29 protein-coding genes are annotated in these 24100 nt (G+C 48.1%); 8 read left to right on the top strand and 21 right to left on the bottom strand.

From position 1 onward, the window contains the following. Nucleotides 1–290: 290 nt before the first annotated feature. The 3 genes from pdxY to OGV69_RS09735 all read right to left on the bottom strand — a co-directional run bounded on the left by pdxY (nucleotide 291) and on the right by OGV69_RS09735 (nucleotide 3985). Nucleotides 291–1148, bottom strand: coding sequence for a pyridoxal kinase PdxY (pdxY, locus tag OGV69_RS09745; RefSeq protein ID WP_069324136.1), 858 nt, complete (start codon nucleotides 1146–1148; stop codon nucleotides 291–293). An 11-nt stretch (nucleotides 1149–1159) separates the two neighbouring features. Continuing rightward, nucleotides 1160–2425, bottom strand: a complete 1266-nt coding sequence (locus OGV69_RS09740) for an aromatic amino acid transporter (RefSeq protein ID WP_038636871.1) — start codon at nucleotides 2423–2425, stop codon at nucleotides 1160–1162. A 189-nt stretch (nucleotides 2426–2614) separates the two neighbouring features. Continuing rightward, nucleotides 2615–3985, bottom strand: a complete 1371-nt coding sequence (locus tag OGV69_RS09735) for a tyrosine phenol-lyase (RefSeq protein ID WP_038636869.1) — start codon at nucleotides 3983–3985, stop codon at nucleotides 2615–2617. 744 nt (nucleotides 3986–4729) lie between these two features. Here OGV69_RS09735 and OGV69_RS09730 point away from each other — a divergent pair. Continuing rightward, the gene (locus tag OGV69_RS09730; RefSeq protein ID WP_069324137.1) at nucleotides 4730–4912 is read left to right on the top strand and encodes a SymE family type I addiction module toxin; all 183 of its coding nucleotides are present in this window, start codon (nucleotides 4730–4732) and stop codon (nucleotides 4910–4912) included. A 46-nt stretch (nucleotides 4913–4958) separates the two neighbouring features. Here the strand turns inward: OGV69_RS09730 and OGV69_RS09725 are convergent, their stop codons facing one another. Beyond that, the gene (locus OGV69_RS09725; RefSeq protein ID WP_069324138.1) at nucleotides 4959–5594 is read right to left on the bottom strand and encodes an HNH endonuclease; all 636 of its coding nucleotides are present in this window, start codon (nucleotides 5592–5594) and stop codon (nucleotides 4959–4961) included. 128 nt (nucleotides 5595–5722) lie between these two features. Here OGV69_RS09725 and OGV69_RS09720 point away from each other — a divergent pair, with 128 nt between their 5' ends. Next, nucleotides 5723–6595 (top strand): phosphorothioated DNA-binding restriction endonuclease, encoded by an 873-nt coding sequence (locus tag OGV69_RS09720; protein ID WP_083242132.1) that lies wholly within the window; start codon nucleotides 5723–5725, stop codon nucleotides 6593–6595. Between the two features lie 181 nt (nucleotides 6596–6776). On the opposite strand, the gene OGV69_RS09715 is transcribed toward OGV69_RS09720, so the two are convergent. From OGV69_RS09715 to OGV69_RS09660, 12 genes are all read right to left on the bottom strand, one after another. Beyond that, on the bottom strand, nucleotides 6777–7766 hold the full coding sequence (locus OGV69_RS09715) for a restriction endonuclease (protein WP_077905735.1): 990 nt from the start codon (nucleotides 7764–7766) through the stop codon (nucleotides 6777–6779). A gap of 281 nt (nucleotides 7767–8047) precedes the next feature. Further along, nucleotides 8048–8389 (bottom strand): TA system toxin CbtA family protein, encoded by a 342-nt coding sequence (locus OGV69_RS09710; RefSeq protein WP_069324140.1) that lies wholly within the window; start codon nucleotides 8387–8389, stop codon nucleotides 8048–8050. A 59-nt stretch (nucleotides 8390–8448) separates the two neighbouring features. Next, the gene (locus tag OGV69_RS09705; protein ID WP_069324141.1) at nucleotides 8449–8679 is read right to left on the bottom strand and encodes a hypothetical protein; all 231 of its coding nucleotides are present in this window, start codon (nucleotides 8677–8679) and stop codon (nucleotides 8449–8451) included. Between the two features lie 5 nt (nucleotides 8680–8684). Continuing rightward, nucleotides 8685–9053: a type IV toxin-antitoxin system YeeU family antitoxin gene (locus OGV69_RS09700; protein ID WP_069324142.1), complete on the bottom strand. Its 369-nt coding sequence runs from the start codon at nucleotides 9051–9053 to the stop codon at nucleotides 8685–8687. A 23-nt stretch (nucleotides 9054–9076) separates the two neighbouring features. After that, nucleotides 9077–9298, bottom strand: a complete 222-nt coding sequence (locus tag OGV69_RS09695) for a DUF987 domain-containing protein (RefSeq protein WP_069324143.1) — start codon at nucleotides 9296–9298, stop codon at nucleotides 9077–9079. Nucleotides 9299–9312: 14 nt separating this feature from the next. Continuing rightward, nucleotides 9313–9798, bottom strand: coding sequence for a RadC family protein (gene radC / locus OGV69_RS09690; RefSeq protein ID WP_069324144.1), 486 nt, complete (start codon nucleotides 9796–9798; stop codon nucleotides 9313–9315). Nucleotides 9799–9853: 55 nt separating this feature from the next. Next, the gene (locus tag OGV69_RS09685) at nucleotides 9854–10324 is read right to left on the bottom strand and encodes an antirestriction protein (protein ID WP_077223891.1); all 471 of its coding nucleotides are present in this window, start codon (nucleotides 10322–10324) and stop codon (nucleotides 9854–9856) included. An 81-nt stretch (nucleotides 10325–10405) separates the two neighbouring features. Then, complete coding sequence (locus OGV69_RS09680) at nucleotides 10406–11227, bottom strand: DUF932 domain-containing protein (protein ID WP_069324145.1); 822 nt, start codon at nucleotides 11225–11227, stop codon at nucleotides 10406–10408. A 111-nt stretch (nucleotides 11228–11338) separates the two neighbouring features. After that, nucleotides 11339–11572 carry a DUF905 family protein gene (locus OGV69_RS09675; RefSeq protein WP_069324146.1) on the bottom strand — a complete coding sequence of 78 codons (234 nt, stop codon included), beginning with the start codon at nucleotides 11570–11572 and terminating at the stop codon, nucleotides 11339–11341. A gap of 132 nt (nucleotides 11573–11704) precedes the next feature. Beyond that, nucleotides 11705–12169: a YfjT/YkfB family phage-associated protein gene (locus OGV69_RS09670; protein ID WP_069324147.1), complete on the bottom strand. Its 465-nt coding sequence runs from the start codon at nucleotides 12167–12169 to the stop codon at nucleotides 11705–11707. Nucleotides 12170–12233: 64 nt separating this feature from the next. Next, nucleotides 12234–12638: a hypothetical protein gene (locus tag OGV69_RS09665; protein WP_069324148.1), complete on the bottom strand. Its 405-nt coding sequence runs from the start codon at nucleotides 12636–12638 to the stop codon at nucleotides 12234–12236. A gap of 198 nt (nucleotides 12639–12836) precedes the next feature. Further along, on the bottom strand, nucleotides 12837–13724 hold the full coding sequence (locus tag OGV69_RS09660; RefSeq protein ID WP_069324149.1) for a GTPase family protein: 888 nt from the start codon (nucleotides 13722–13724) through the stop codon (nucleotides 12837–12839). 215 nt (nucleotides 13725–13939) lie between these two features. Here OGV69_RS09660 and OGV69_RS09655 point away from each other — a divergent pair, with 215 nt between their 5' ends. Continuing rightward, complete coding sequence (locus OGV69_RS09655; RefSeq protein ID WP_227628895.1) at nucleotides 13940–14758, top strand: HAD family hydrolase; 819 nt, start codon at nucleotides 13940–13942, stop codon at nucleotides 14756–14758. Here OGV69_RS09655 and OGV69_RS09650 read toward each other — a convergent pair. The 4 genes from OGV69_RS09650 to OGV69_RS09635 form a co-directional block, all read right to left on the bottom strand. Further along, complete coding sequence (locus OGV69_RS09650) at nucleotides 14720–15550, bottom strand: dCTP deaminase domain-containing protein (RefSeq protein WP_069324151.1); 831 nt, start codon at nucleotides 15548–15550, stop codon at nucleotides 14720–14722. The two genes, OGV69_RS09655 and OGV69_RS09650, sit on opposite strands and share 39 nt — an antisense overlap. A 376-nt stretch (nucleotides 15551–15926) precedes the next feature. Continuing rightward, nucleotides 15927–17258 (bottom strand): phage exclusion protein Lit family protein, encoded by a 1332-nt coding sequence (locus tag OGV69_RS09645; protein ID WP_069324152.1) that lies wholly within the window; start codon nucleotides 17256–17258, stop codon nucleotides 15927–15929. A gap of 229 nt (nucleotides 17259–17487) precedes the next feature. Then, nucleotides 17488–18207, bottom strand: a complete 720-nt coding sequence (locus tag OGV69_RS09640; protein WP_069324153.1) for an HNH endonuclease signature motif containing protein — start codon at nucleotides 18205–18207, stop codon at nucleotides 17488–17490. Nucleotides 18208–18318: 111 nt separating this feature from the next. Then, nucleotides 18319–19527, bottom strand: a complete 1209-nt coding sequence (locus tag OGV69_RS09635) for a hypothetical protein (RefSeq protein ID WP_069324154.1) — start codon at nucleotides 19525–19527, stop codon at nucleotides 18319–18321. Nucleotides 19528–20215: 688 nt separating this feature from the next. Here OGV69_RS09635 and OGV69_RS09630 point away from each other — a divergent pair. From OGV69_RS09630 to OGV69_RS09610, 5 genes are all read left to right on the top strand, one after another. Further along, nucleotides 20216–20803, top strand: a complete 588-nt coding sequence (locus OGV69_RS09630; protein ID WP_069324155.1) for a YagK/YfjJ domain-containing protein — start codon at nucleotides 20216–20218, stop codon at nucleotides 20801–20803. A gap of 84 nt (nucleotides 20804–20887) precedes the next feature. Continuing rightward, nucleotides 20888–21094: a helix-turn-helix transcriptional regulator gene (locus tag OGV69_RS09625; RefSeq protein ID WP_069324156.1), complete on the top strand. Its 207-nt coding sequence runs from the start codon at nucleotides 20888–20890 to the stop codon at nucleotides 21092–21094. A gap of 118 nt (nucleotides 21095–21212) precedes the next feature. Beyond that, entirely contained in the window at nucleotides 21213–21599 is a 387-nt protein-coding gene (locus OGV69_RS09620) for a putative zinc ribbon protein (RefSeq protein WP_069324157.1), read from the top strand. Between the two features lie 51 nt (nucleotides 21600–21650). Continuing rightward, complete coding sequence (locus OGV69_RS09615) at nucleotides 21651–22085, top strand: putative zinc ribbon protein (protein ID WP_069324158.1); 435 nt, start codon at nucleotides 21651–21653, stop codon at nucleotides 22083–22085. 508 nt (nucleotides 22086–22593) lie between these two features. Next, the gene (locus OGV69_RS09610) at nucleotides 22594–22938 is read left to right on the top strand and encodes a glycosyltransferase family 2 protein (protein ID WP_407125726.1); all 345 of its coding nucleotides are present in this window, start codon (nucleotides 22594–22596) and stop codon (nucleotides 22936–22938) included. Here the strand turns inward: OGV69_RS09610 and OGV69_RS09605 are convergent. Further along, nucleotides 22860–24028, bottom strand: a protein-coding gene (locus OGV69_RS09605) for an IS3 family transposase (protein ID WP_114140367.1) whose coding sequence is annotated in 2 segments (ribosomal slippage) — nucleotides 22860–23779 and nucleotides 23779–24028 — 1170 coding nt in all. Because the reading frame shifts where the segments join, the coding sequence is not laid out codon by codon here. The genes OGV69_RS09610 and OGV69_RS09605 overlap by 79 nt on opposite strands. Nucleotides 24029–24100: the final 72 nt, after the last annotated feature.

Raw genomic sequence — 24100 nt, 5'->3', positions numbered from 1 at the left:
TGTTTCAAATCGAGGATTGTTGTTATGTTGTTCTGGAAAAAGATGGTGAAGAAGTTCGACGCCTTTTCTGCGTTGATCCCACCACGCTACTTCCGCGTGTAATGTCTGCGTTTCACGCTCATTTGTCGGCCGGATAAGGCGCAAGCGCCGCATCCGGCAACTGGCCCCCTTTCACTTGCGCAGCCCGCACGCTCTTAACACCCTGACCCACAGACGAAGCCACGCAAAACGGTAGACCAGCGGATGCTGAAATCGTAGCAATGTCAGAAACATAGAGCCTCCTTGCGGCGCTACAGTATCGTTGCCTGATAGCGAATCTGCGGCTCCATTATCTGGTGACGCGCGTCTATCAGCCGCAGTTCATACGAGTCGCGCTCTTTCGTTAGTCGCATCACCGCGTCAACAACACTGGTGGTCCGCTCCAGCGCCAGCTTGTCATCATAACCATTGAGCAGTGAGGCCAGCATCACGCTGCAAATCAGATCCCCAACGCCCACCGGCATTTTGGCAAAGCTATACAGCGGCCGGGCGATGTGTAACGTCTGTTCCGCCGTCACCAGCAGCATTTCAAACGCCTGTTTGTCACGCGAGCAGTCGCCGAGATGCTTCACCAGTACCTTCTTCACGCCCCATGCCACCAGCTGCTGCGCCGCTTCCACCACCTCGTCAAAACTACGCAGTTGCCTGCCCGTCAGCACGCCCAGCTCATAGAGATTCGGCCCCATTATGTCGGCCAGTTGAATGGCGTCATCGACAAAATAGGACTCCACGCCCTGCGCGACAATGCAGCCTTTTTGCGGGTCGCCCATTACTGGATCGCAAAAATAGAGCGCCTGCGGATTACGCTGGCGAATGGTGGTGACCGCGTGCTTGACCTCTTCGCAATGGCGTTTATCTCCAAGATACCCTGACAATACGGCATCACATTGCGCCAGCTTTTGCAGGTCATCCAGCCCGCTGATGATGGCGCTCAACTCGCCGTGCGGCATCGCCATGCCCTGCCACATCCCGTACTGGGTGTGGTTGGAAAACTGCACGGTGTAAAACGGCCAGACATCGATCCCCGAAAGCTGCATCGGCAACACGGCGGCTTTATTTCCGGCATAGCCATAAACGACTGACGACTGAACAGACAACACGTTTTTCATTTTGACTCCGTCTAACGAAACGTTGGCAGCAGACCAAATACGTCCAGAACAACCGTCAGATAAACAATCGCCCCACAGACAATCACCAGATTGAGCACGGTGTTATTACACGGCGCGGTATAGCTGGCGGTCGGAAAACGCTTCCTCGCCGCTTTCACCAGGAACGGCGGCAGGATCACGCTCCAGATGGTAAAGGCCAGACCGGCGTAACCAATCGCGTGCACAAAACCGTTCGGGAAGAAGAAGCACACGGCGGCTGGCGGGAAGTAAGTCACCAGCGCGGTTTTCAGGCGGCCCATGCCGTCATCCGGGAAATGAAACAGATCGGCGATGTAATCAAACAGGCCAAGCGTCGCCGCCAGCAGAGAACTGGCTACCGCGAAGTTGCCGAAGAAGGTCAGGATCAGATCCATATAACGGCTGGTGAACAGCCCGCTGATGGCCTCGACAAACACGTCGATATTGCCGCCTTTGGCGATAATTGGCGGGAATGAGGAACGGCTAATGTTGCCCATCGTAACGGCTAACCAGAAGATATACAGCAGCAGGGCAAACAGCGTGCCGATGATAATAGAGCGCGTAATATTCGAAATCCCGCTCGTGCCGTACAGCTTGACCAGGCTCGGCACGTTACCGTGAAAACCAAATGAGATAATGCAGAACGGCAGCGTCATCAGGATATACGGCAGATACTGCGAATTGGGCAGCGCCACCGCCACGCTGTCGACGAGTTTTGCCACTTCGATATGGCCCACTAGCCCGGAGAAGGTGGCAAAGAACGCCACAAATTTACCGATAATCAGCACGGTAGTGATGCGTCCAACCAGCAAGGAACTGTACCAGGCAATTGCCCCAACCAGCATACTGACGATAATCACCGAGATATTTGCCGGAAAACGCACTCCGCTGTATTTAAATACGGTTTGCGCCATCACCGCCGATGAACCGGAGATATAGGCATAGGTCAGAATATACAGCACAAAGCCGAAAGCGATACCCACCACGATATTCCACTTACGGCCTAATAAATCCTGGGTAAAGGTATTAAAACTGGCACCAGCGCCATAATGCAGGTTAACTTCAACCAGCATCAGGCCGGTTAATAACATCATGATGGCAATAAAGAGAAGAATAACCGACGCACCGGGGAACCATACGCCGGCCATCGCAATCGGCAGGGAAAACATTCCGCCACCCACTACGGTCGCGATAACCAACATGGTTCCGCTAATCAGTCCGGGGGTACTACTCTGTCGCTCAATGGCATTAATATCCATGATAAATGTTCCTGTAGACTATTCGTTATAATTACAGCTGTCATTTGTACATCATGCGGATAATAAAAATGTCGGAGTCAGGGTTTACTTTTTATAGTTCTGTCACGGTAACGGACACCGCAAAGGCTTCCTGTTCATGGAAAAAGAAGACAAAAAAGCCCCATCGCCAGATGGGGCCATAATGCTTATTTAGATATAATCAAAGCGCGCGGTAAAGAAACGCAACTGCTTCGGCTCGTAAATAAACTTCAGCCCGCGAATATCTTCTTTGTGCTGGTAAAGTTTAATAATACCGTCGGCCACCACATCCATATGCGCGTAGGTATAAACGCGACGTGGAATCGTCAGACGCACGGTTTCCAGTTTCGGTCTGTGGTGTTCGCCGGTCACGTTATTACGACCCGCAGAGATAATTCCGCGCTCCATACTACGCACACCGGTTTCCACATAGATGCTGGCAGCCAGGCTTTGCGCCGGGAACTCGTCCTGCGTCAGATGCTCGCAGAAGCGGCGCGCATCGAGGAATACCGCATGACCGCCCACCGGTTCAACAATCGGTACGCCAGCAGCTTTCAGCTTGTCGCCCAGGTAGCGCACCTGCTTCACGCGGTGCTCAATGTACTCATACTGCATGGCTTCGCGCAGACCAATCGCCATGGCTTCCATGTCGCGTCCGGCCAGGCCGCCGTAGGATGGCATCCCTTCGTAGACCACGACTAACTCTTTGGCAGCAGAGAACATTTCGTCATCATTCATGCACAGGAAGCCGCCGATGTTTACCAGGCAGTCTTTTTTACCACTCATGGTACAACCGTCGGCGTAGCTGAACATCTCATGCACGATCTCTGCGATGCTCTTGTTCTCAAAGCCCTGCTCTTGCTCTTTGATAAAGTAGGCGTTTTCTACGCAGCGGGTGGCGTCATAGAACACTTTAATGCCGTGTGCTTTTGTCAGTTCACGTACCGCACGCATGTTTGCCATCGATACCGGCTGCCCGCCCGCGAGGTTAACCGTCACCGCCAGGCAGATATAGGCAATATTCTCGGCGCCTTTTTCATCAATCAGCTTTTGTAATTTTTTAAGATCGATATCACCTTTAAATGCAATATTCAGACCGGCATCGTGCGCTTCGTCACGAACGATATCGACAAACACCGCGCCATTTTTTTCCTGGTGATAACGGGTAGTGGTGAAATACATATTCCCGGCAACATATTGCCCAGGTTTAATAGCCAGCTGCGATAACAGGTTTTCAGCGCCGCGGCCCTGGTGAGTCGGAACAATATGTTTAAAGCCAAACAGTTCCTGAACCGTTCTTTCCAGATGGTAGAAGTTTTCGCTGCCCGCGTACGCTTCATCACCCATCATCATTCCGGCCCACTGCTTGTCGCTCATTGCGTTGGTGCCACTGTCGGTCAGCAGGTCAATATAAATATCTTTCGAATTTAACAGGAAAGTATTGTAACCCGCTTCCTGCATTTTCTTAAGGCGTTCATCACGCGGGATCATAGATACAGTTTCAACGCTTTTAATACGGAAGGGTTCTGCCGGATAATTCATTTTGTTTCTCCAATAACAGTGGTCATGTACGTATTAATGTGAAGTAAAGCATACCTGGTTCATCAATAAAGTCTGATGAAATATAACTATTCGCCTCCTGAGCCAGGGGGAGAAATAATGTGGAGGCACTATGCAAGATTTAATTGATTATGGAAATAGCTCGAGCAACATTAATCACTGGCAATAATTCAAAAATCTGTAAATGTGAGTGATGCAAATCACACGTCATTTTTTTACCTATTCATATTCAACAAGTTTTTTTTTGCGTGTTGTTTTGTCGTTCGCTGTTGAGCGTTACCTGCGACGGGAAATACTGAAAACTTTACTTTCCAGGCTGTTCTCATTTTGTATTGGTGAATGAGTACACCCCATTTTGTGAGAGTCGGATCACTTCGCGAGTTACTATTTGTGATACACATCACTAAAAGTGTAAAGCAAAGTGTACAAATTGGTGTTGTTTCAGAGTTTGCTATTTGCTTCAGTGAGTTAGATCTCATTTTTGGCAGATATCGACAGGCGTTGTTTTCTGGAGCGCGGGGATATTCAGGCGCGTGGAAGGTAATGAATTTATACGCTGAATAATACCGGATTTATTGGGATGAAGGCGTTTTCTATTTATTCCAAAAGCGTGCTATTCGCGCTTATTTCATCTTATTTACATCTGGACTTCACCCAAGATACTGGGGGAATTTACAGGGATTTTATTAGCACGATACGCAGTAACTATTAAAGGGAATAGTCACCATGACTGATACGCATTGTATTGCAGTTTCATTTGATCCAGAAGTGCATGCCGCACGCACCGCCGAACCCGAAGAGTCAGAACTGATGAAATCCCTGCGCGCCGTGGAAAAGCTCTCCGCGCGCAAGCAAAAGCAGGTGCTGGAGTTTATCGGAGTGATTGCGGGTAAAGCGTCGAAGGAGTGAGAGTGTGATAGTCCTTGAGGTGCCTGCGGGGTGCCTTTTTGAGCATTTAGCACAGCATATTTTTCAGTTCTTCCGGGGTATATGGCGGGCTGCGCCGGTGCAGCATAGCATGACAATTTGGACACACGGGGATCAGGTCATTGATGGCATCAAGGCGGTAGTCTTCTTTTATTACTGATAAGGGTACCAGGTGATGTACATGGATAAACCCTTCGGCAATTTTACCGTAGACCTTTGACATATCCATGCCACACACTTTGCACTGATAGCCGTGGTGGTGAAGCGCTGCCTGTCGGGCGTTGCGGTCGCGCTCATAGCGATTCACGGTCACCTGAGTCGCTGCCCCCTCGATATATTCAGTTTGCGCCTCGAGCTCTTCAGGAAAGATCGTGTCGCTCACCACTGCAGCACGATTTTTATCCTGAACAATATGAAAACCTTGCTCAGTCAATAATCTGACGCATTTCGAACTGATACCGCCGGAGAAATCCTGAGGGGTAAACGCTTTGCCCGTCAAAAGCGTTGCCGCAATTCCGGCAATAGCTTTTGATGGATAGCGTCGCCCCTGAAATTCCAGCTCATAAAGCCGTGCCTCTTTGAAACGATGAGAGAAGCCCGAGTCATAGGCGTGAATGGCCTTGATGATGTACTCGCGCGGCAGCGTGTCAGGTAGTTCATTCATGGGGCTCAAAGGCTTTCTGAAATAACGGCATGCGATAAAATGACATCCATAGTGTATCGGTCTCACCCCCCTTGATCAGATGATATTTTGCGAGCATCATCGCAATTATTTACCTGATAATGAAATCAATGGCTTCCAGTAAAACCCTGCAACAGGCAATTGCCGACGTTACCATCTGGCGTAAAGGCGAGCAGCGTGCGCCGCATAAGCCTCTGCTGCTGCTTCATGTGCTGGCGGGTTATCAGCAGGGTCATGGTCGCCTGTTTGACTACGGTTCGGAGGTTCGCGACCCGTTGCATAGCCTGCTGGAGCGATTTGGACCACAGCGCGCGCAGTACCGCCCGGATATGCCCTTCTGGCGCTTACAGGGAGATGGGTTCTGGGAGCTACAAAACGCCGAGCATTGTTCAACATCCGGCAGCAGCAAACAGCCCCCTGCCGGAGAACTGGTGACACATAACGTTGCCGGAGGCTTTGATGAACAACATTTTGCCTTGCTGAAAAAGAGCAAGAATCTTATTAATGTCCTGGCCCAGCAAATCCTCGAGGCGCACTTCACCGAAAGCATTCAGGAAGAGATCGCGGATGAACTGGGATTTGATATCCTGCAAATCCGCAAACAACGGGACCCATTGTTCCGCCAGCAGGTTCTGCGTGCTTATAACTATGAATGCGCCATCTGTGGCTTCAATATGCGCCACGACAGCACCTCAGTCGCCCTGGAAGCCGCCCACATCAAATGGAAACAGCACGGCGGCCCGTGCGAGATTTCAAACGGCCTGGCGCTGTGCGCAATTCACCATAAAGCCTTTGATAAAGGTTCGATTGGGCTGGATGAAAGCATGCGGGTTCAGGTATCACCCGCAGTTAATGGCAGCGGTATGGTGGGAAGACTGTTCTGGGATTTCGACGGTAAATCGATAGCGCTGCCGATGATGCGCGAGAATTATCCAAAAGAAGGGTTTGTAGAGTGGCACAGGAAAGAGGTGTTTAGACAGTGAGTGCGAAGGCCGGACTCGAATTTAACGCCCAACAGACTGATATCAATGTAGTTTAAAGTCAGGAATAAATGGTTGTACCCGCACTTGTACCCACAAGTTAAAATCCGTACAAAAAATAGACATTACTAGTAGTGTGTAAAGCCATACCAGTAGAACACCGATATGGCTGTCAAAGCAAGACTCAGGCAGGCAGGAACGTTTTCTTCAGAGGCACCAAAAGTTTGGTCTCGATATCGACTTGCTCATAGTTCTCAATAAGAGCACGGACGAGATCATCAAGCGTCCAGAGCGTCAGTGGTATCGTCGAACGATCGGCCTCATAGCGAGCATCTTTTGTAAAACCACCGGTACTGACATAAAGCCCGCGATCGTCTTTATGGCGACCGCCAATAAAGCTACGGATCTGTTGGCTTCCCATTTGCTCCCTGCGATGTTTTACCTCAACGATAATACGTGGATTTTCAAAGCCGAATCCATCAGGTGAAGCAATGATATCTTTACCCCGATCGGCTCCCGCTGGTGACACCTGCGTTTTATAGCCCATACTGCGTAAAACTCCGGCAACCAGATTTTGCATCTCGTCCCAATCAAGAGAGTTGATGCGGTCTTTGATACCCTCAAACGCCAGCATTTCCATATCGCGGAGCGGATCAGAAACGACCTCATCTTCATCTATCACAATTGGATTCTGAGTAATTACATCTGCAGTGGGTTTCTTATCCTGCAAAAGCTCTTCTAGAGCATATTCTGGAAGCTGGAAAACCGTCAGCGTGGAGCCCAATGTGTTTTTGGTAGCAACAGACAATCGATCGCGATCGATTTCTTCAGTATTCCATTTAACCTGTCGAGCGATTCCCATCCCCTCTTCTACCCATTCAGGGTGGTACTGGAAATCAGATGTAACCTTACCTAGCAGATAAGTACGATTGGCTGGCGAATAGGTAATAACCCAATCACCCTTTTGGATCTCATTCACAAAACGCCAGACCTGCGATGCACCAGAACGGGCTGTTCCCAGCTTTGTTAAGGGATCTGCCTCCTGGTATAAGGCGAGTAACTGGGCTCGGGACAGGCCGGGTTTGACTAATGGAGCCAGCTGAGACCAACCGATGCCTACAATTTGCTTATCGCGAAAATCGTCATAGAGCTTGCCGCCATCGCCACGAATCATCCACATTCTGTTGCCCATACCAGTCCCTTCATGAGGAAAAGAAATTAAGCTGGATCATAAGCTTGTTCGTCGCATGCGTCAAAACCATCAACAACGACGGCCCAGCATTCTCGGATTGTACTTGCGATAATGTGCCCAGTTAAAATTACAGCTTCAATTTGCATGATATTTCGTCCATATAAGTAAAAGCACCAACCAGCATCGGCAGGTGCTTTTTGGAATGAGTCAATTAAATAAGTAAGGAAAGCTGCAGTGTGAATCAGGAAGGCTATTCCCAATGTTCACCGTGCCGCGCTAATACGATTTCTTTTCAATAAACCTGTTGCCTGTCGCGCCCGCAGAATATCGACTGCCCGCAGATATGGGGACTGTTCTTGCCAGTCGAATCCCCTACGATCAATACGAACCAGCCCGTACTTTTCCACCAGAAAATTAACGGCATCGGCCAAAGATATACCGGCATCGATATGTTCCTGAATTACCGTTTCATCACTGAATGGCGTGTCGTTCAGCGTCAGGCCGTAGTGCTGTTCCAACAGACGAGTAAGCAGCATCTGCCAGACTGCCACAGGCGACGGGCAGGACTGCGCCTCCCGTTCTCGGGATACAGGTAAAATTCTCATCGTTAGTTCTCTATGAATAAAAGAAAGGAATTAATGGCGGACGGATTTAACGCGGTACGTTACTGCCGTATGACATCCAGCGCGGTTTTTAGGGAGTCCCAGTTTATACCCTGATCCGCATCGTGGTGTCGGGCGGCATGGCGTAATGCAGCCCTGGCTTCTTCATCTGTGGCGGACGCATCCACATTGCGTACATCGTCCTCGTACCAGACCGAACACAGGACGAAGTCGTCGTGTTGATGCTGTTGCAGCAGTTCAATGACTTCGCTGACTTTACAGGCGTGTGGCATGGCTATTAGTCTCCGGGTTGTGCTTCAGGTGGGGTCGGGTAAATCGCTATATAGATGTACCCGTGCGAACCGAGAGGGTCGGCTTCACAGGTCAACCCTTTTGCGAAAAGCATAACTCTGTGCGAGTGGCGAGGATTAAGTTCACCGGTGGAGAGCATCAGCTCAAGTTGTTTCATCAGTACCGGAAATGCTTGGTCAAGATGACGTAAATCCGCCTCGCGGAACTGACCGGTGATGCTGGCGCGGTCGGCCAGGTAATGCAGGTAGTTGCCCTCCTGGACCAGTCGTGCGCCAAAACAGGGCGTGATATTGCACTGAAGACCCCACCACGGTTCGGCAATATCATGGTTTACTGGTGGAGTGTTATTCGACAATTGAAGTGCTCCTTAATCATGAGTTAATTCAGGGTAACGCTGCGCAGGACAACATAGGGGCCGTTACGGTCCTGGCGGCATTCAGCAAAGACGGCCAGCACACCTCTGATATCTGGTACTTCACGCCCGGCGTAGTGGCAGATGCTGCCGCTCCATTTGTACTTTCCGGTACAGAATCGAAACAACCGGGACTGAGGATGCTGGCAGTAAATCGTCATCGCCTGGCGTTTGCTGATAATCTTCATTGCACTGTTTTTCCTTAAAGCCAGCCACGTTCGGCAAACGAGATGACATCCATCCCGCCAACTACCAGATGGTCCAGTAACCGGATATCAACGAGTTCAAGTGCATTTTTGAGGCGTTCAGTCATCTGCCGGTCAGCATGGCTGGGTTCCGCAAGCCCTGACGGGTGATTATGTGCAAGTACGGCCGCCGCCGCATTGTGCTTCAGGCCCGCCTTAACAATTTCACGCGGATGCACTGTGATAGTGTTGATGGTGCCCAGAAACAGCGTGTCGTAAGCAATAAGCCGGTGCTGGTTGTCGAGCCACAGCACGGAGAATTCCTCACGTTGCTCCTGCGTCAGTTGCAGACGAAGCCAGTCGCGTACCGAACTGCTGGTGGTGAAGGCCGCACCGGGTTCGTGTAACTGGCGTTCCAGAATGTTCAGCGCCCGCCGGATGGTACGCTGCGCATACGGCGTCATGGCGGGGCGCGGGTGAGGATGTACTGAGAGGGGGAACATATCGGGTTGTAATGGTGCGGGTAATGTTGTCGTGTCCTGCATGGCCTGAAAGCTCCTAATCGATGATGTGCATGATGGCGTTACATTCAGCATGGCTGAGCCCGTAATCCCGCAGACGATAGTAATGTTCCGTCATGGCATCGGACTCAGTGCGACAGGCATGGTGGCTGTAAGTAATCAGACAGACCGCAATCCCGGCAGCTTCGGCGCTCATGGCCGCACTGTTGCCATTCATGTCGTTAAACAGTGACCATGTTTCATCGCCTTCAGATTCCGGTGCCATAAATGCGCCACCGTTGCTCAGCGTGTAAAAGTTCCAGACGCCGCCGCTGTAGTCCGCACAGAGGCGGTCCATCCAGGCGAAGATGTGCGGCTCCAGGATTATCCACTGCGGTATGCTGCCGAAGTGCTGCGGCCAGAAGCCGATGCGGTTCTCGTCGGTTACCTGTGTTTTGGCAATCTGATGTGGAGCCGCAACAGGAACGGTTTCTGCGGGAGTGAACAGTGGCAGAGTGTTGTCAGTCATTTGTGTTTTTCCTCAGGCATGAATACGTTGAATGGGAATAAATCCCCGGAGATGGATTTTGGTGATGGGAGCCGGGGAGGGTTATTTACTGAGTAGGTTCATCATGTTCTCGGCCATCACCCAGAGCGCCCGGTTGAGTCTGACATCACTGTCTATCCCGTTAATGGCGCGAGTGTGACTGCGCTTGCCCTTCGCAGTGCGTCCGGGCAGACCGCCTTTCAGCAGGTTCTCCTGAAGCCTCTGGTATGTCGTCCACAGGTCATCCTTGCGGTCTTCATAGCGTCGAGGTGTCAGTATCTGCGTTGCGGTGACCGGCTGATACTCTTCGCCATAACGGTACGTCAGCGCAGCATTTGCCAGCGCCTCCTGTGCTGGTGGCGGTAACAAAAGCGATTCCATCGCATCGCGCTTGTCTTCCACCCGGTCAAAGACGCTGAGCACGTCGTAGGCTCCTTCAATGACCTTGCTAACGACATCGCCCCGGTGCGGAACTCTGATTTCGCCAAACGACTGACCACAGACCATGCCGTTGGTGCAAATGGCGCGGAAGTATCCCGGCAGCATCTGGTAACTGGACGAACCGTCGTGCGAATTGAGTAGGATAATTTCCGGTACTTGCGGGCGGTTGATTTGCCCGGTACGACGCAGGCGCAGCATATGTTTTGTATGTTCACGTCGGTTCTGATCGCGGACGCGACTCTGGCAGGCAAAGAACGGTTCAAAACCTTCGCGATGCAGGTTTTCAAGTACGGTGATGGTCGGTATCCAGATATAGCGGTCTGAACGGGACTCATGCCTGTCGCTCCCGAAAACGCTGGGGACAACCTGCATTAGTTCTTCACGGGTCAGGGGACGGTCGCGGCGGATCTGGTTCACCCGACCAAAACGGCTGGCTAATCTCATACTTAATTTCCTCATGGTCAATGTCACGGTATAAACAAAAAGACCATGCGCTCTGACGGGTACATGGTCTGTCGGTGTACTAGCTGGTGTGCGGGTGATGCCCGTGGTGCGTCAGTCCTGGGGGAGCCCATGGCTTACCAGATAACGGTTAAACCACTCCCCGGCATCCGATTCAAAATTCCATGCCCGCCAGATTAACTGACTGTCGCGGTCACGGATCACCAGCCGAAAATGGCTCCCCTCGTCGTCTTCAATGGTGATGTTGCAGTAAAGTGCCGCCACGACTTCAGCCTGTGGGGGGGTGAAAGGGCCGGGTGGTAACGGCGTATCGTCAGTGTTTTGCACAGTGCGCTCCTGATAATTGGCACAAAAACAAACGCCCTGCCCGAATGAGCAGAGCGTGGAGTAGTGTTGGCTAAAAGATTGTTTACGGCAGAAGTGTTATTACGGAGGCTGGTTCAGCGAGTATTGCAGACCTTACTGGATATCAAACTTCGCCACGCAGCCGTTATCGCCAAATGCCGGTATCACTCCGGCAGCACCTTTCAGCGTGAAGACCGCCGGTTTTGCACCAGTGCCGGAAACGATCACACGTTTACCGGTACGCAGCTTGTTCCACGCCCACATAAGGTTGTCTTCTCCCACGTGAGAGTCGCTTTCGCTGATATTTGCCTCTTCTTCGTTATCAATTTTCATCGTCAGGGTCTGACCGCTGTCCATACTGACCTGATGGCCGTTTGCGTCGGTGAAGATGATGGTGGCGGCCTGTGAGCCGGAACTGTCGCACGCGAGGTACAGCTGTGACTTCCCCTTGCCGAGGATAGTGTATTCTGCTGTGCCCTGCGCAAAGCCACTGGTCCAGGTATCGTGGCTACCGAACGCCAGCGCCTGATCTGAGAAACAGAGTGCGAGGGTAAGAGGGAGTATCGATTTGAATGACATCAGGCTTTTCCTTTAATAAACAATGAGAAACTTGGGGAGATTAGACGTCGATTTTAAAAGCGGTTTATTCGGTCACCGTGAAGGTGCCATGGTCGGTGAATACCCTAGCTTCAAGAAAGCTGCAGACTACACCTGCGGGTGGCTGAAGGTAGGTATGGCCGAAATGCCAGGTCAGTCTGTCAGCAAAATGCATCGTGGTGGGCGTGAAATTCGCCCCCTGCGCCACCCAGCCCTCAAGCCTTTTCCCCTGATAGGTGATAGTTCCCTTTGTCAGCAGCGGGCATTTTCCCCGGTTGACGTCAATATTCTTAATCACAACGGTGTCCGTTTTAGCCGTAACGGTGACATTGATACCCTGTATGTTTTTCTGAATACCGACCTTAATGATGTCATTTTCAGTCGCTCCGGCCGTTGAGGACAGGGTTGCCAGCAGAATAATGGCTGCAGCAGCAGTATAATATTTAGTCATAAAAGTTCCTTAAGACGTGACAATCCCTGCGAATCATCGCATTGATTTTTAATGAAGAAATAACGTAATGACATGAATCCCAATGGATTATGTAACTGAGGGGCTTATCAGGTACAACGATGAATATCGATCTGTTCGATCGACGAATTCGATCGTGACGAAGCAAAAACGCTTATCAACAAAAATGAAGATGTTTATCTAACCGAAGAAAAATCCCCACAGGGAGCGTGCCGCACGGGCGACGGTGTGGGTCACCGCATGCAGTGCTGTGCGGGCCACCTGCGGCAGAGGGGCCAGGTCAATGACCTTATCAATCACCTCCACCACGGCATCGCCAAAGCTGCTGCTGGCGCTATTGATAACGGTATCAGTGCGATACCGGTTCTGAAGATGAGGCACAAGTGGACTGCGGGCCTGCTTTGGGAGTCGGGTAATCATGGCCTCCACCAGGCGCGACAGCCGGTAACGCCCGCGGACAGAGACTGGCAGAATATCTATTTCTGCTATCTGCAACTGACGTGCCACAGCCTGCTGTTTCTGCGCAATACGCTCCGCCTGTAACGCCGAGGGCTGAGCCGACAACCAGCGCCACTGCTCGGCGGGTTCGGTTTTGTCCACTTGGTTGAGTATCCACAGCACTGGCGGCAGCGGTCCACTGAACTGCGCGAAGACGTCACAATAAAACTGCTCTTCCACCGCAAATGCGCGGTCATCGGCCTTGAGCACCCACAGCACCATATCGAGCTGTGGCATGAGGTCACGATACAGCTCACGGTATTCACCGTCGCGGGAAACAGACTCGCCCACGCCGGGCAAGTCGACCAGCGTCAGATAATGGCTGCCGAAGCGCAGCCGGACCCGTTGTGGCTGGCGCGTGCAGGCTTCCACTGCGTTCACGGCGCAGACTTCGCTACGGAACAGTGCATTGCATAGTGAGGATTTGCCGACACCTGTTTTCCCCATTATGCCAATCACGGGTTCATACGTGACCAGCCGGTTAAGTTCCTGCAACAGATGCTGGCGCAGCGCGTATGGGTAACGCCGCAGATGGCGACGAATAAGGGCATAGCCCGAGGAATGTTTCATGCTTGCCTCTGTATGAAAAAAACCATCCAGGGGGACGGCCTGTTGGAGTAAAACGGGAGGGAATTCATGAAGGTGATATATAACTAAAAAAAATTAAGAAGAAAGCCACAGCGGCCGGTTAAACTACCACTGGATGAGGACTAATGGATTAAGTATGCGGGTCTGCTTTGTGCCTGAAACGGACGTTGCAAACTCTACTCCTGCAGCTGCCAATCATGATTCCAGAAAATTTTTATCACTGTTTTGCTCTTAAAAAGACAACTTTAAGCAGATTTCTTGATAACATATGTAGTGTAGACCGTGCATGGTTAAGTCAATTTTGTAGCTTACTTAAAGGGTTAAACATGATAATTTGCTTCATTGACATGGAAGGAACCATTCTAGAGAAAAATATTTCGCTTGATAATGGAAAGGTTGCACCCAGTGCATGGACGGCTTTAGCAAAGGAAATCAGCGAGGACTGTTATCAAGAAGAAGAACTGTCTAAAGATCGTTGGCTGCAGAATAAGTACGGTAGTTATACTGAATGGATGAAAGACACCGTTAGGATTCATATTAAACATGGTATGAGAAAAGATCATCTTATCAAAGTTATAGATGCATCAAAATTTCATGATGGTGCAGATGAACTTTTTGAATTTCTTAGAAAAGAAAATATTATTACTGCTCTTATATCTGGAGGCTTCAAGCATTTAGCAGATTTAGCTCAAGTGAAATTATATATTGATCATGCCTATAGTGCTTGCGAATACTTCTTCGATAAGGATGATAAAGTAAAGCATTTCAATCTACTCCCTACAGATGAAGTTGGGAAACTTGTTTTTATGAAGCACTTAGCTGAAGAGTATGCTGTGAGTTTGCGTGATTGTATCTTTATTGGCGATGGAAAAAATGATGTTCATTTGGCAAGAGAGGTTGGTACATCTATTGCTTTCAATGCACAACAAGAGCTTGTTGATGTATCAACCTTTTCTGTAAAACAAATAAAACCAGACCTATCTGCCCTTATTCCTATTATCAGGCTTAAGCTCTAAGGTTCGTATCTGTTCTTTTAGTTTTTCGACATCACTTTCAAGACCTTCAATTTTATACTCATTTTTTTTCTGTGTAATCAGGCCATCTTTGAAATCATATTGCCAAGCAAATATCCAATCTTTTACCATGGGTAAGAAAGTAAAAAACAAACCAAGTAGGGCAATTGTAAAGCCTACTTTAACCATAGAAAATTCTGAAACCTTACTATATATCTCGTCTTGAATCTGTTGTTTTAAAACCTTTGGTTCTAAAAATGTTTTAGGGAAATTCTTTAAATCATTTAATTTATTATTTTTATAATCATTATAATCCTGATCGCTATAATTACCTACGGCTTGCAGAACCTGAGAACTAGGCAGTGCTGAATCTAATTTATGAAAAACAACTCTGAAAAACTCTTTTTGTTCTTTTGTTCTTCCTGAAGGAATAACTGCATCTACGTTCGAAAAATTTATTACCACTGTTGATATAGGCCCTACATAGTTCGCATCTATAATACCAGTATTTAAAGCTAAAAGTCCTTTTTGACTTAACCTGTTTTTTAAGAAAACATATGCAACATGATCGGGTGGAACATGGATTATCTCATCGGAAATAATCACTAATGACTCTTGAGGTTTAAGTTTTGCACCTACCCCCTGAACAATATTTTCATTATTGTCTTTTTTAAGAATCTCTCCAATAGTAAGATCAACACTTGAAGCCTTACTATAATCCGCAGGATTTAATAAATTTCCTCTATTATCCCTAACGTAACCTAAGCGAATTGCTACTGTTGAATCTAGCTGCATTTATCCCCCTTGCAATACAGAATGAACTTTATGTGATGTAAAAATCATCACCTTCAACCATAATTTTTTTCAAGCTAAATTACAAGGAGATTTGAATGTCTATTTTAAAATAGCGAATTTGGAAAACCTCAGTATATTTAGCATATTGCAGTAACTCTTTATGTGGCCACACTGGAACACTGGAACACTGGAACACTGGAACACTGGAACACTGGAACACTGGAACACTGGAACACTGGAACACTGGAACACTGGAACACTGGAACACTGGAACACTGGAACACTGGAACACAATACTACGCCAACACAACACCTCGCTCATAGCAGGCAGACAACACTAGGTACCTGTCCATTTTTTGTCAGAAACGGAACTAGATCAAACAAGATAATTTCTCATTAAAGACGCCATCTCATCATTAGAAAGCTCACGGCAATAATCGATCATTTTATTATATAAACCCCTTGCATAAATTGCTATTTCAGATAGTGGTCTATTCTCATCTTTAAAAATACGATGGAAATATTCAAGCCGAGTATATGCATCCGGATGAGCACCTTTAATCGATGCAATATTTATAACCCCTCCAAATCTAGAACGAATGTTCTCCTCCATTTGTTCAATAAAGTTCATATGTTCAAAAAGAAGTTCGACCGCTTCAATTGCATCCGCATAAACAATGACAGAATTTTTATTTCGTGGTTCGTCATCCCTCTCAGTCATAACCGCCGAAGCCATAAGTGCATTTGCTAATGTATCTGCCTCATACTCAAATTTCGTAATTTTGTTCTGACGTTCAACATAATCCTTTATCAAACTGGCTCGTTCTGGATGTTCAAGAATATGGTGAGCGATTTCGTGTAGGACAATGAAATCAAGTTGGTAATCAGTTAGTGTTTTTACTTTCCAGCCTGATTGTCCAAAAAGAAATTGTGGGAAGAAATACCTAGGACTACATGATGTTAAAAAATATAAAACCACTGGAACTATCTCAGGTAATGCACGTTTTTCTCTGTTCCCTAGACTATAAACCTCAGTTGACTGGAAGTGATAAATAAATCGATTAAGCTCATGAAGAATCCCATTGAGCCCGAAATTGGCGGTAACATATTTTTTTCCGTTAATTGAACAGCTTGTTGCATTAAGACCTCTTCTGTGTATAGGGAAGAAAAATATCTTGTCAAGCTGTGCATTGTTTATCAAATTGTTTGGTATATGGCTCATAATTCTTAGTTGACTGAGCCGCAGCCAATAAGGCATTTTGTATCTATTGCTTCCGAAACTTGATGCTAAAAAATCAGCTTTTCTGTAGATAAGGTTATTGAAAGTGCTGTTGTGATAACTAATTGCCCTTATATCATCATTAGATTCAGGAACCTTCCAGCCAAGCGAAAATGTACATCTAAGCTCAAGGAAAAACATGTCTACAACTGAGTCTGTCTCACCTGACAACCTTTTTTCCATCAAATCCACCTGGATGTGTGTTAACTCTGGCAATTGACGATAGTCAAGTGTGCATAAACTTTCTAAATCTAAAATAGTTGATTCCATAAAAAGGGGGGATTCACCTCCCTGAATTGTTAATGCAGCAGCGCTAGCTACTATATCGTCGATTTCGTCTTTACTTATAACAAAACTAATAAGATCCCAGTCAGTACTTATCTTGTTAAGGCTTATGGTGTTAAAATCTACGGCCGAACACTCATTCATCTACCTTTTCCTCAATCAATTTTGAATAATAAGTTTTCTTTCAGAGAGTCGTGACTAATAGTTGTTCGTTCAATATAAAACAATATCACCTTCGTTGAAATACACACATATCTTCTTTTATTATTCCTTGATTAAGGTTAGCGTTGCATCGACTCGTTGAACTCCCCTAGATCATGACTGGAATGATTCTCATATGCTCAAAAAACCCACAAATAGCATCCACAAGTGGCTACAACCTCCGATGAAACGCCTCCCATCTTGGCTCAAGATAGACTATGTTGATCGGCTTCTTAGTCGCCAGTAATTTCTTCCCTTCAAGCTCACTCAGGTCTTCATCCTCCTTAAGGACCTCAGGAGAAAAATGAATACGTAACGTTTCAGGATCAACCGCACACATGCCAGCATCAAAAAGCCGGTGGATATCAGCACGAAGCCACAAACCATTGCTCCAGTGGTCAAAACCAGCGTTGCAGTGCTCAATGAGGTGGGCTGCTTCTCCCCTACATTTGGTGCTTACGCCGGTAACAACACATCTGTTCAGACAGTTTTGACGAACAGCATTGCTAAACTTCATCTGATCTGGCCGGGATGCTGAGCCATAGTAGCGATTCCCATAACGTTTGGCTGATACGGTCTCATCCAGAACGTCACTGAGGGAAGAAAAGTGTTCAGCCCGTAGCACCTTCAGACGTACCTCCCAACGAATGCCATCTCTTGCATGTGGGGTTGTAACGCGAGGGTCATCATCGGGCCATATTGCAATACCCTTTCGCTTCACTGCGAGCCTAAACTGCCGGGCATCTGCATTGGTCCCCGTACCTTTTATCTGCATAAATTGATGTACACTATTAAATTCCTCATAGGCTTCTGATCCATCCACAGGCCGAACCAGAACTTTGTCCTTAATATCGCGTGGCAATTTATCCATCATGTTTTTATCTATCGCCATAATGAGATACCTGGTGGTTTGTAGAGTTTGCAACTATGTACCGCATTTTCCTGCGAAACCATAGCCACTGGTTCATTTTCTGAGGTCGCTCAGCTAACTCACAAAGGATTGTTACGGCTTCTCCTCTTTTAAAATCCCGTAGACATGCTCCTCAAAGTTTGAAGGCAGAACATCATTAAATTCGTCGAACGGGTAAGGCAACTCGGGAGAGCCCTCTTGATCATAGAGATCATTTCCGGGTGTAGCTGAAGTTTCATTGATAGGTAATGCTGTTTTGGATTTCTTCTTCAGGTCTTCTTTTTTGGCTTTTCTGCGTTTCTTCTCGGCTGCGTTGATGTAGGTAAAATCGTCAGAACATGTCAGGGTTCGTGCACCAGGAATAACATTGTAGATTTGAGCCTGAAGGCGAAAGAAAGCCAGATAACCTTTACTGTTGTTTTCGAATTTGCTTTCTTCTGATAAAACCAACGAGATCGGGTCTGAAAATTGGCCAACATCGATTAATCGGTCTGGCCTGCGGATAAATAGACCACTGTCTTCTGGAACATATGGCCGGGATGCATCCTTAAAGCAATAGTACCCAGCCTGCTCACCAGATCTGTTTTCTTTCTTACCCGATTGCACCCATTTCCTGTAAATGTCTAATGAGACTAAGCTGTCGACCCGACTGTCTGGATGCTTTTTGAAAAAGAAATTCACCAGATAAAAAGGCTCAAATCTCGCACTTATCAGTATCACTCGCGAGTAACCACAGGAGGCTTTATAAAGCGGATCCGCAATTATCCTTTTCCTCATCAAGGTAAAGCGTCGTTCAAGTTCAGCGAGTTGTAGTCTGAAACGAGAGTCATCTTTTTTAATCCGTATGTTCTGCATCTTCTCCCCTTTATCAAGAGGTAAATAAAAACACAGAGTTAACATTTCAATCTGACGATGCTTTCTTACAACCTTTCGAAAGTTCTCGCTGAGATAAGATAATGCCTTCTCTTTATCAGAGATCGCTTTTACAAGCGTATCTTTCCACTTTTTCTCTAACTGTTCGCTGTGGATTAGCTGAGAATCACGAAACTTCGTCTTCGGTCTTCTAAACTCTTGCCCATCGCTGGTCGCCTGGTTCAGATAAAGTTTGTCCAGCATATCGAACATCCTGAAGCTAGCTTTGGACTTTTCATCCTTATCTGGCCTTTCATCCTCCTCCAGGCGCTCGAACCCAACAAAGAAATATTGATGGCTGATTTCCCCCCACCTTTGGTTAGGACTCTCATAGGCCAGGTCTTCCCGGCGTAAGTCAAACACTCTAAAGTCATCCTTCAGGCATGCCATCCCTCGCTCCTCCCAACTCGCTGCGACATCGAAATTGTCACTCGTCCGATCACACAATTCACATAATTCACATAATTCACATAATTCACATAATTCACATAATTCACATAATTCAACTGTACGAATTTTGACGTTTATCATGGCTGTTTTTTAGTATTAAACGACTCGATTTTAATACAATAGATCGCCGTTTTTTATGATGTATATCGTCGTTTTTTAATTATTTAACTCACTTGCAGATGCCGTTTACACTGGGTTTATTGCCAAAAATGCTTTGCAAACAGCCTGCTCTGTCTCTTTCTGGCCTATTTGTTATGGCAATATAGCGGAACGTGGCTTAGATACGGCTCCTTTATGCCGCTGAGTTAGGTCCTGGGGGAGAGCCTTTAGATGGTAAGATTTTTAAAAATCATCTGGTCAAGGGGCGAAGGTTCCAACAAGGTTAATGCCATGAGATGAGCAAATGCTCCTGCCTTGAAGTACATGAATCTCGAGGCCGAAATCATTTAGTTAAGGAATAAAATGATATTTTATAGAGAAGCACTTTCGTAACCCTCCACACCCAGGAGCGATGCCCGAGCACGGCAATCTGCAGGGTACCGCGATATTTACCGCTCTCCTGCACCCATTTCAAAACTGATGCCAATGTCCATTCCCATGACGATTACACTCACATGGAGAACAAGACATGAGCTACCACGACACGACCGATATCAATCTCAGCTACGTTCAGCACACAGCCCTGAACCGAAAACTACGACGACATCAGGACCAGTTATTCGAACGCTATTCCAAGCTACTGATGCTACGGGTGGACTTCTCGTACCTCCAGGACAGTGATTCTCATGGGCAGGGAGATATTCATTCAACAGTATCGGATATCACGTTACTGATTCAACGCAGTGGGGATATCAACGGGCTGGTAGGTTACGCATGGGTACTGGAACAAACCGAACAGCATGGTTATCACATCCACGCCGCGTTTTACCTCAACGGTCAAAAGCATCGCCAGGTCTGGACTGTCTTTGAAGCACTCAGGGAAACCTGGAAGTATGTGACATGGGGAGAAGGACACACACACCGCTGTGAGCCTAAAGAGCATTATCGCGTGCGAGGAGAATGGGTGACCTCTTATAACGATGCCAGAGGACGCAGAGGTATGCAGTATATCCTCAGCTACCTCAGTAAGCAGGCACAGAAAAGCCTTGGGGTTATCTGCCAGTTGAGTGACATTCCTGCACCACGGACAGCAGGCAGGCGGCGAAAAGCCAGTTAAAAATTACGCCGATGCCACATCGTTTGAAGGAGTCTGCGTTCACCTTACCTGGCTCCTTCTCCCATTCACTTAAGGAGAAAAACGATGACCACACCTGCCAGCCTTCTTAACGATAAGTTCGTCGATATGGCCTTCATTACACAACTCACTGGCTTAACCGATAAATGGTTCTACAAACTGATTTCATTGGGTGAATTCCCAAAGCCAATTAAGCTGGGCAGAAGCTCCCGCTGGCTTGAAAGCGAAGTGGAAGCCTGGCTACAGCAACGCATAGCACAGTCCCGTCAGTAATCTATCGAACGCAATAAAATTCCCCACCTGATTTAAACTCCACCAGTCGTATGGCCTCCGCTGCTGCCCTTCCCGGGACGGCTTAGCCCTGAGCGTCACCCGGCAAAGGACCAATACTATGTACGCAAAATCTTTTATCGCCACTGATGGTAATCAGCGCCTCACGGGCGCGGTCACTGCACAGCTTAACCCTTACAACCGCTACTCCTGCCACCTTTGTGGCAGCGCTCTGATATTCCACCCGGAATGGGGTAATAACCGTCCGTGGTTTGAACACACATGGGAAGACCTGACCGAGAACGGACGTCACCACTGCCCGTATGTGAACCCGGAGCCGAAAGAAGCGCGGCGGATACGCATGCTGCGTCGCTATGTGCCGGATGTCTTACCGCTTGTGCGCAAGGCCGAATGGCACTGTTCTGGCTGCGACTGCGATTATCACGGTGAGCGCTATTGTCTGACCTGCCGTACCGGTGACCACAGTACCGAACGTTACGCAGAATGAGCCTGCGTTATCTGCCACTTGCTATCAGGATCCCATGACAGGATTTACACCATGCAATTTAGAACCATTCGTACCGCCCTTGACCACGAGGGCGAAGTCACTTACATCCGGGACCTGACTCCGCGTTCAAGGGGGCTCTGGTTCTGCCGTTCCTGCAACAATCCCCTGCATCTGCACTGGACGCATGACAACGGCGGTTATTTCGAACATGACCTGGAAGACGCTGACGAACGCCGGTTAAGGCATTGTGCGTACCGGATCATAGCCCGGGATAAACCGGTATCCGCTTTTGACCAGGCCGTGAATGCACTGATGGAACGTGATGATGTGTCCGTAACAGCACCTTCAGACAGAGAATACTTCTGCGTACTCTGCCAGCGTGAATATTATGGTATCCGCTGCTGCCCAGCGTGTGGGCAGCATATCTACAGCACGGAAATGAAAGACCTAGATACCCTGACGATACCGGTTAAATTTGCAAAATAAGGGGGGGTCTCGCCGTTGGTTATGCAGAGAGAAAGCCTGACATACGGGCATTCCTACAACAGGCGATGGCGCATTATCTAAGACTGGCAGAACTCAGCTTTACAGTACTGTAAACGCACAGTGTCGCATAACCACGCCTCTTATCGATCGGCACCAACGATCAATATCTGAAAACTGATCTATCAAAACGATTATCTTTCATGCGCCCAGCCTGGCTATTATTGTCTTACCTTACTCGCAGAAAAGCCTTTTATTACGGTTAGTTATCTAGCTGAGGCTTGCTACGTCCTTTTTCTATGTACCCAAAATCACGAGGTTACTAAGGCGCGGAAAGATGAAGAGATGTGCACGTTGCAACAAAAAAAGAAGCGTCCTTGAGCGGTGGCTCTCCCTCGATAAAGAATTCTGCGACGAGTGCTTATTTGATATCGACCAGGAAATCAGGGAAAGACGAATTATCCCGATCGGGCGTCAGAACGACAATAACGAAAGGAAGTCGTAATTCAGCATGAAAAATAAAATCGACGTTAGCATCATTATCCCTGCTTACAACGCCGCTGCGACCATTGGTTGTCTGGTCAATAAAATCCTCAGCGAACCCCACGTAGCGATTGAACTTATCGTTGTCGACGACGGTTCTACCGATGGTACCGGCAACATTATCCGCCAAATCCACGATGACCGGCTCACCCTCATTGAGCGGGCCAATCAAGGTGTCTATGCTGCCCGAAATGCTGCTCTAGCCTTGCACCAAGGAGAATGGGTTTGTAGTGGTCAACTAAAACTGGCCACGGCTTTAGAGTTTTTCCAGTATCGGTTTTCCGATTCGTTTGGAGGTAATCCACCGTTATAGTCATGCGGCCTTAGCGAGCTGTAATACCCGACGATATAGTTTGTGATCGCATGAGCTGCTTCGCTAAAGTTTATATAGCCTGTCACTGGCACCCACTCGTTTTTCAGACTTCTGAAGAAGCGTTCCATCGGGCTGTTATCCCAGCAGTTTCCGCGTCGGCTCATACTTTGCCTGATCCGGTAACGCCACAGTAACTGCCGGAACTGCCTGCTTGTGTAGTGGCTACCCTGGTCACTGTGGAACATCACTCCCGCTGGTTTACCTCGGGTTTCCCACGCCATTTCCAGCGCTTTGATGGTTAGCTTGCTGTCCGGTGAGAATGACATTGCCCAGCCTACCGGTTTCCTGGCGAACAAATCGAGAACGACGGCGAGGTAAGCCCAGCGCCTGCCTGTCCAGATATACGTCACATCGCCGCACCATACCTGATTAGGCTCTGTCACTGCGAACTGTCGCTCAAGGTGATTTGGGATAGCGATGTGTTCATGACCACCCCGTTTATACCGGTGGGTGGGTTGCTGACAACTCACCAGTCCCAGTTCTTTCATGAGCCTGCCGGCAAGCCAGCGTCCCATTCTGAAGCCTCTCAGGGTTGCCATAATGGCGATACTTCTCGCGCCAGCAGAGCCATGGCTAATGTTATGCAGCTCCAGAACCTGACTACGTAATACAGCCCGCTTGCCGTCTGGCTTTTCGGGGCTTTTCACCCAGTATTTGTAGCTGCTGCGATGAACCCCGAACACGTGGCAGAGTGTGACCACAGGATACTGCGCTCTGAGTTTCTCGATTAACGAGAACTGTTCAGGGAGTCTGACATCAAGAGCGCGGTAGCCTTTTTTAATATGTCGTTTTCCATTTCGATGCGTTGTAGCTTTTTCTTTAGCTCACGTATTTCAATCTGTTCTGGGGTTATAGGAGAGGCTTTAGGTATTTTGCCCTGTCGTTCATCCCGTAACTGCTTTACCCATCGCGTCATGGTAGAAAGCCCCACGTCCATAGCACTGGCCGCAGCTGCAACTGTGTAGTTCTGATCAAGGACCAGTTGAGCGGATTCGCGTTTAAACTCTGCGCTGAAATTTCTTTTTTTCATTGGGACACCTGTATTGTTCTGAGATGAGCATATCACCTCTGTTCAGGTGGCCAAATTCAGTAAACCACTACA

This window comes from Citrobacter sp. Cc139 (genome assembly GCF_030334645.1).
Classification (GTDB): Bacteria; Pseudomonadota; Gammaproteobacteria; order Enterobacterales; family Enterobacteriaceae; genus Citrobacter; species Citrobacter werkmanii.
The sequence above is the reverse complement of the archived record's forward strand: the minus strand, read 5'-3'. Positions and strand labels throughout refer to the sequence as shown.

What these genes read in the sequence shown, in the direction of transcription:
- OGV69_RS09655 (WP_227628895.1), top strand. Translation starts at nt 13,940, where the DNA reads ATGATTCCAGAAAATTTTTATCACTGTTTTGCTCTTAAAAAGACAACT.
- OGV69_RS09620 (WP_069324157.1), top strand. Translation starts at nt 21,213, where the DNA reads ATGTACGCAAAATCTTTTATCGCCACTGATGGTAATCAGCGCCTCACG.
- pdxY (WP_069324136.1), bottom strand. Translation starts at nt 1,148, where the DNA reads ATGAAAAACGTGTTGTCTGTTCAGTCGTCAGTCGTTTATGGCTATGCC.
- OGV69_RS09660 (WP_069324149.1), bottom strand. Translation starts at nt 13,724, where the DNA reads ATGAAACATTCCTCGGGCTATGCCCTTATTCGTCGCCATCTGCGGCGT.
- OGV69_RS09635 (WP_069324154.1), bottom strand. Translation starts at nt 19,527, where the DNA reads ATGGCATGCCTGAAGGATGACTTTAGAGTGTTTGACTTACGCCGGGAA.
- OGV69_RS09695 (WP_069324143.1), bottom strand. Translation starts at nt 9,298, where the DNA reads ATGAAGATTATCAGCAAACGCCAGGCGATGACGATTTACTGCCAGCAT.
- OGV69_RS09730 (WP_069324137.1), top strand. Translation starts at nt 4,730, where the DNA reads ATGACTGATACGCATTGTATTGCAGTTTCATTTGATCCAGAAGTGCAT.
- OGV69_RS09715 (WP_077905735.1), bottom strand. Translation starts at nt 7,766, where the DNA reads ATGATTCGTGGCGATGGCGGCAAGCTCTATGACGATTTTCGCGATAAG.
- OGV69_RS09705 (WP_069324141.1), bottom strand. Translation starts at nt 8,679, where the DNA reads ATGCCACACGCCTGTAAAGTCAGCGAAGTCATTGAACTGCTGCAACAG.
- OGV69_RS09725 (WP_069324138.1), bottom strand. Translation starts at nt 5,594, where the DNA reads ATGAATGAACTACCTGACACGCTGCCGCGCGAGTACATCATCAAGGCC.
- OGV69_RS09720 (WP_083242132.1), top strand. Translation starts at nt 5,723, where the DNA reads ATGGCTTCCAGTAAAACCCTGCAACAGGCAATTGCCGACGTTACCATC.
- OGV69_RS09735 (WP_038636869.1), bottom strand. Translation starts at nt 3,985, where the DNA reads ATGAATTATCCGGCAGAACCCTTCCGTATTAAAAGCGTTGAAACTGTA.
- OGV69_RS09645 (WP_069324152.1), bottom strand. Translation starts at nt 17,258, where the DNA reads ATGAATGAGTGTTCGGCCGTAGATTTTAACACCATAAGCCTTAACAAG.
- OGV69_RS09710 (WP_069324140.1), bottom strand. Translation starts at nt 8,389, where the DNA reads ATGAGAATTTTACCTGTATCCCGAGAACGGGAGGCGCAGTCCTGCCCG.
- OGV69_RS09615 (WP_069324158.1), top strand. Translation starts at nt 21,651, where the DNA reads ATGCAATTTAGAACCATTCGTACCGCCCTTGACCACGAGGGCGAAGTC.
- OGV69_RS09685 (WP_077223891.1), bottom strand. Translation starts at nt 10,324, where the DNA reads ATGACTGACAACACTCTGCCACTGTTCACTCCCGCAGAAACCGTTCCT.
- OGV69_RS09640 (WP_069324153.1), bottom strand. Translation starts at nt 18,207, where the DNA reads ATGGCGATAGATAAAAACATGATGGATAAATTGCCACGCGATATTAAG.
- radC (WP_069324144.1), bottom strand. Translation starts at nt 9,798, where the DNA reads ATGTTCCCCCTCTCAGTACATCCTCACCCGCGCCCCGCCATGACGCCG.
- OGV69_RS09610 (WP_407125726.1), top strand. Translation starts at nt 22,594, where the DNA reads ATGAAAAATAAAATCGACGTTAGCATCATTATCCCTGCTTACAACGCC.
- OGV69_RS09670 (WP_069324147.1), bottom strand. Translation starts at nt 12,169, where the DNA reads ATGTCATTCAAATCGATACTCCCTCTTACCCTCGCACTCTGTTTCTCA.
- OGV69_RS09740 (WP_038636871.1), bottom strand. Translation starts at nt 2,425, where the DNA reads ATGGATATTAATGCCATTGAGCGACAGAGTAGTACCCCCGGACTGATT.
- OGV69_RS09665 (WP_069324148.1), bottom strand. Translation starts at nt 12,638, where the DNA reads ATGACTAAATATTATACTGCTGCTGCAGCCATTATTCTGCTGGCAACC.
- OGV69_RS09630 (WP_069324155.1), top strand. Translation starts at nt 20,216, where the DNA reads ATGAGCTACCACGACACGACCGATATCAATCTCAGCTACGTTCAGCAC.
- OGV69_RS09625 (WP_069324156.1), top strand. Translation starts at nt 20,888, where the DNA reads ATGACCACACCTGCCAGCCTTCTTAACGATAAGTTCGTCGATATGGCC.
- OGV69_RS09650 (WP_069324151.1), bottom strand. Translation starts at nt 15,550, where the DNA reads ATGCAGCTAGATTCAACAGTAGCAATTCGCTTAGGTTACGTTAGGGAT.
- OGV69_RS09680 (WP_069324145.1), bottom strand. Translation starts at nt 11,227, where the DNA reads ATGAGATTAGCCAGCCGTTTTGGTCGGGTGAACCAGATCCGCCGCGAC.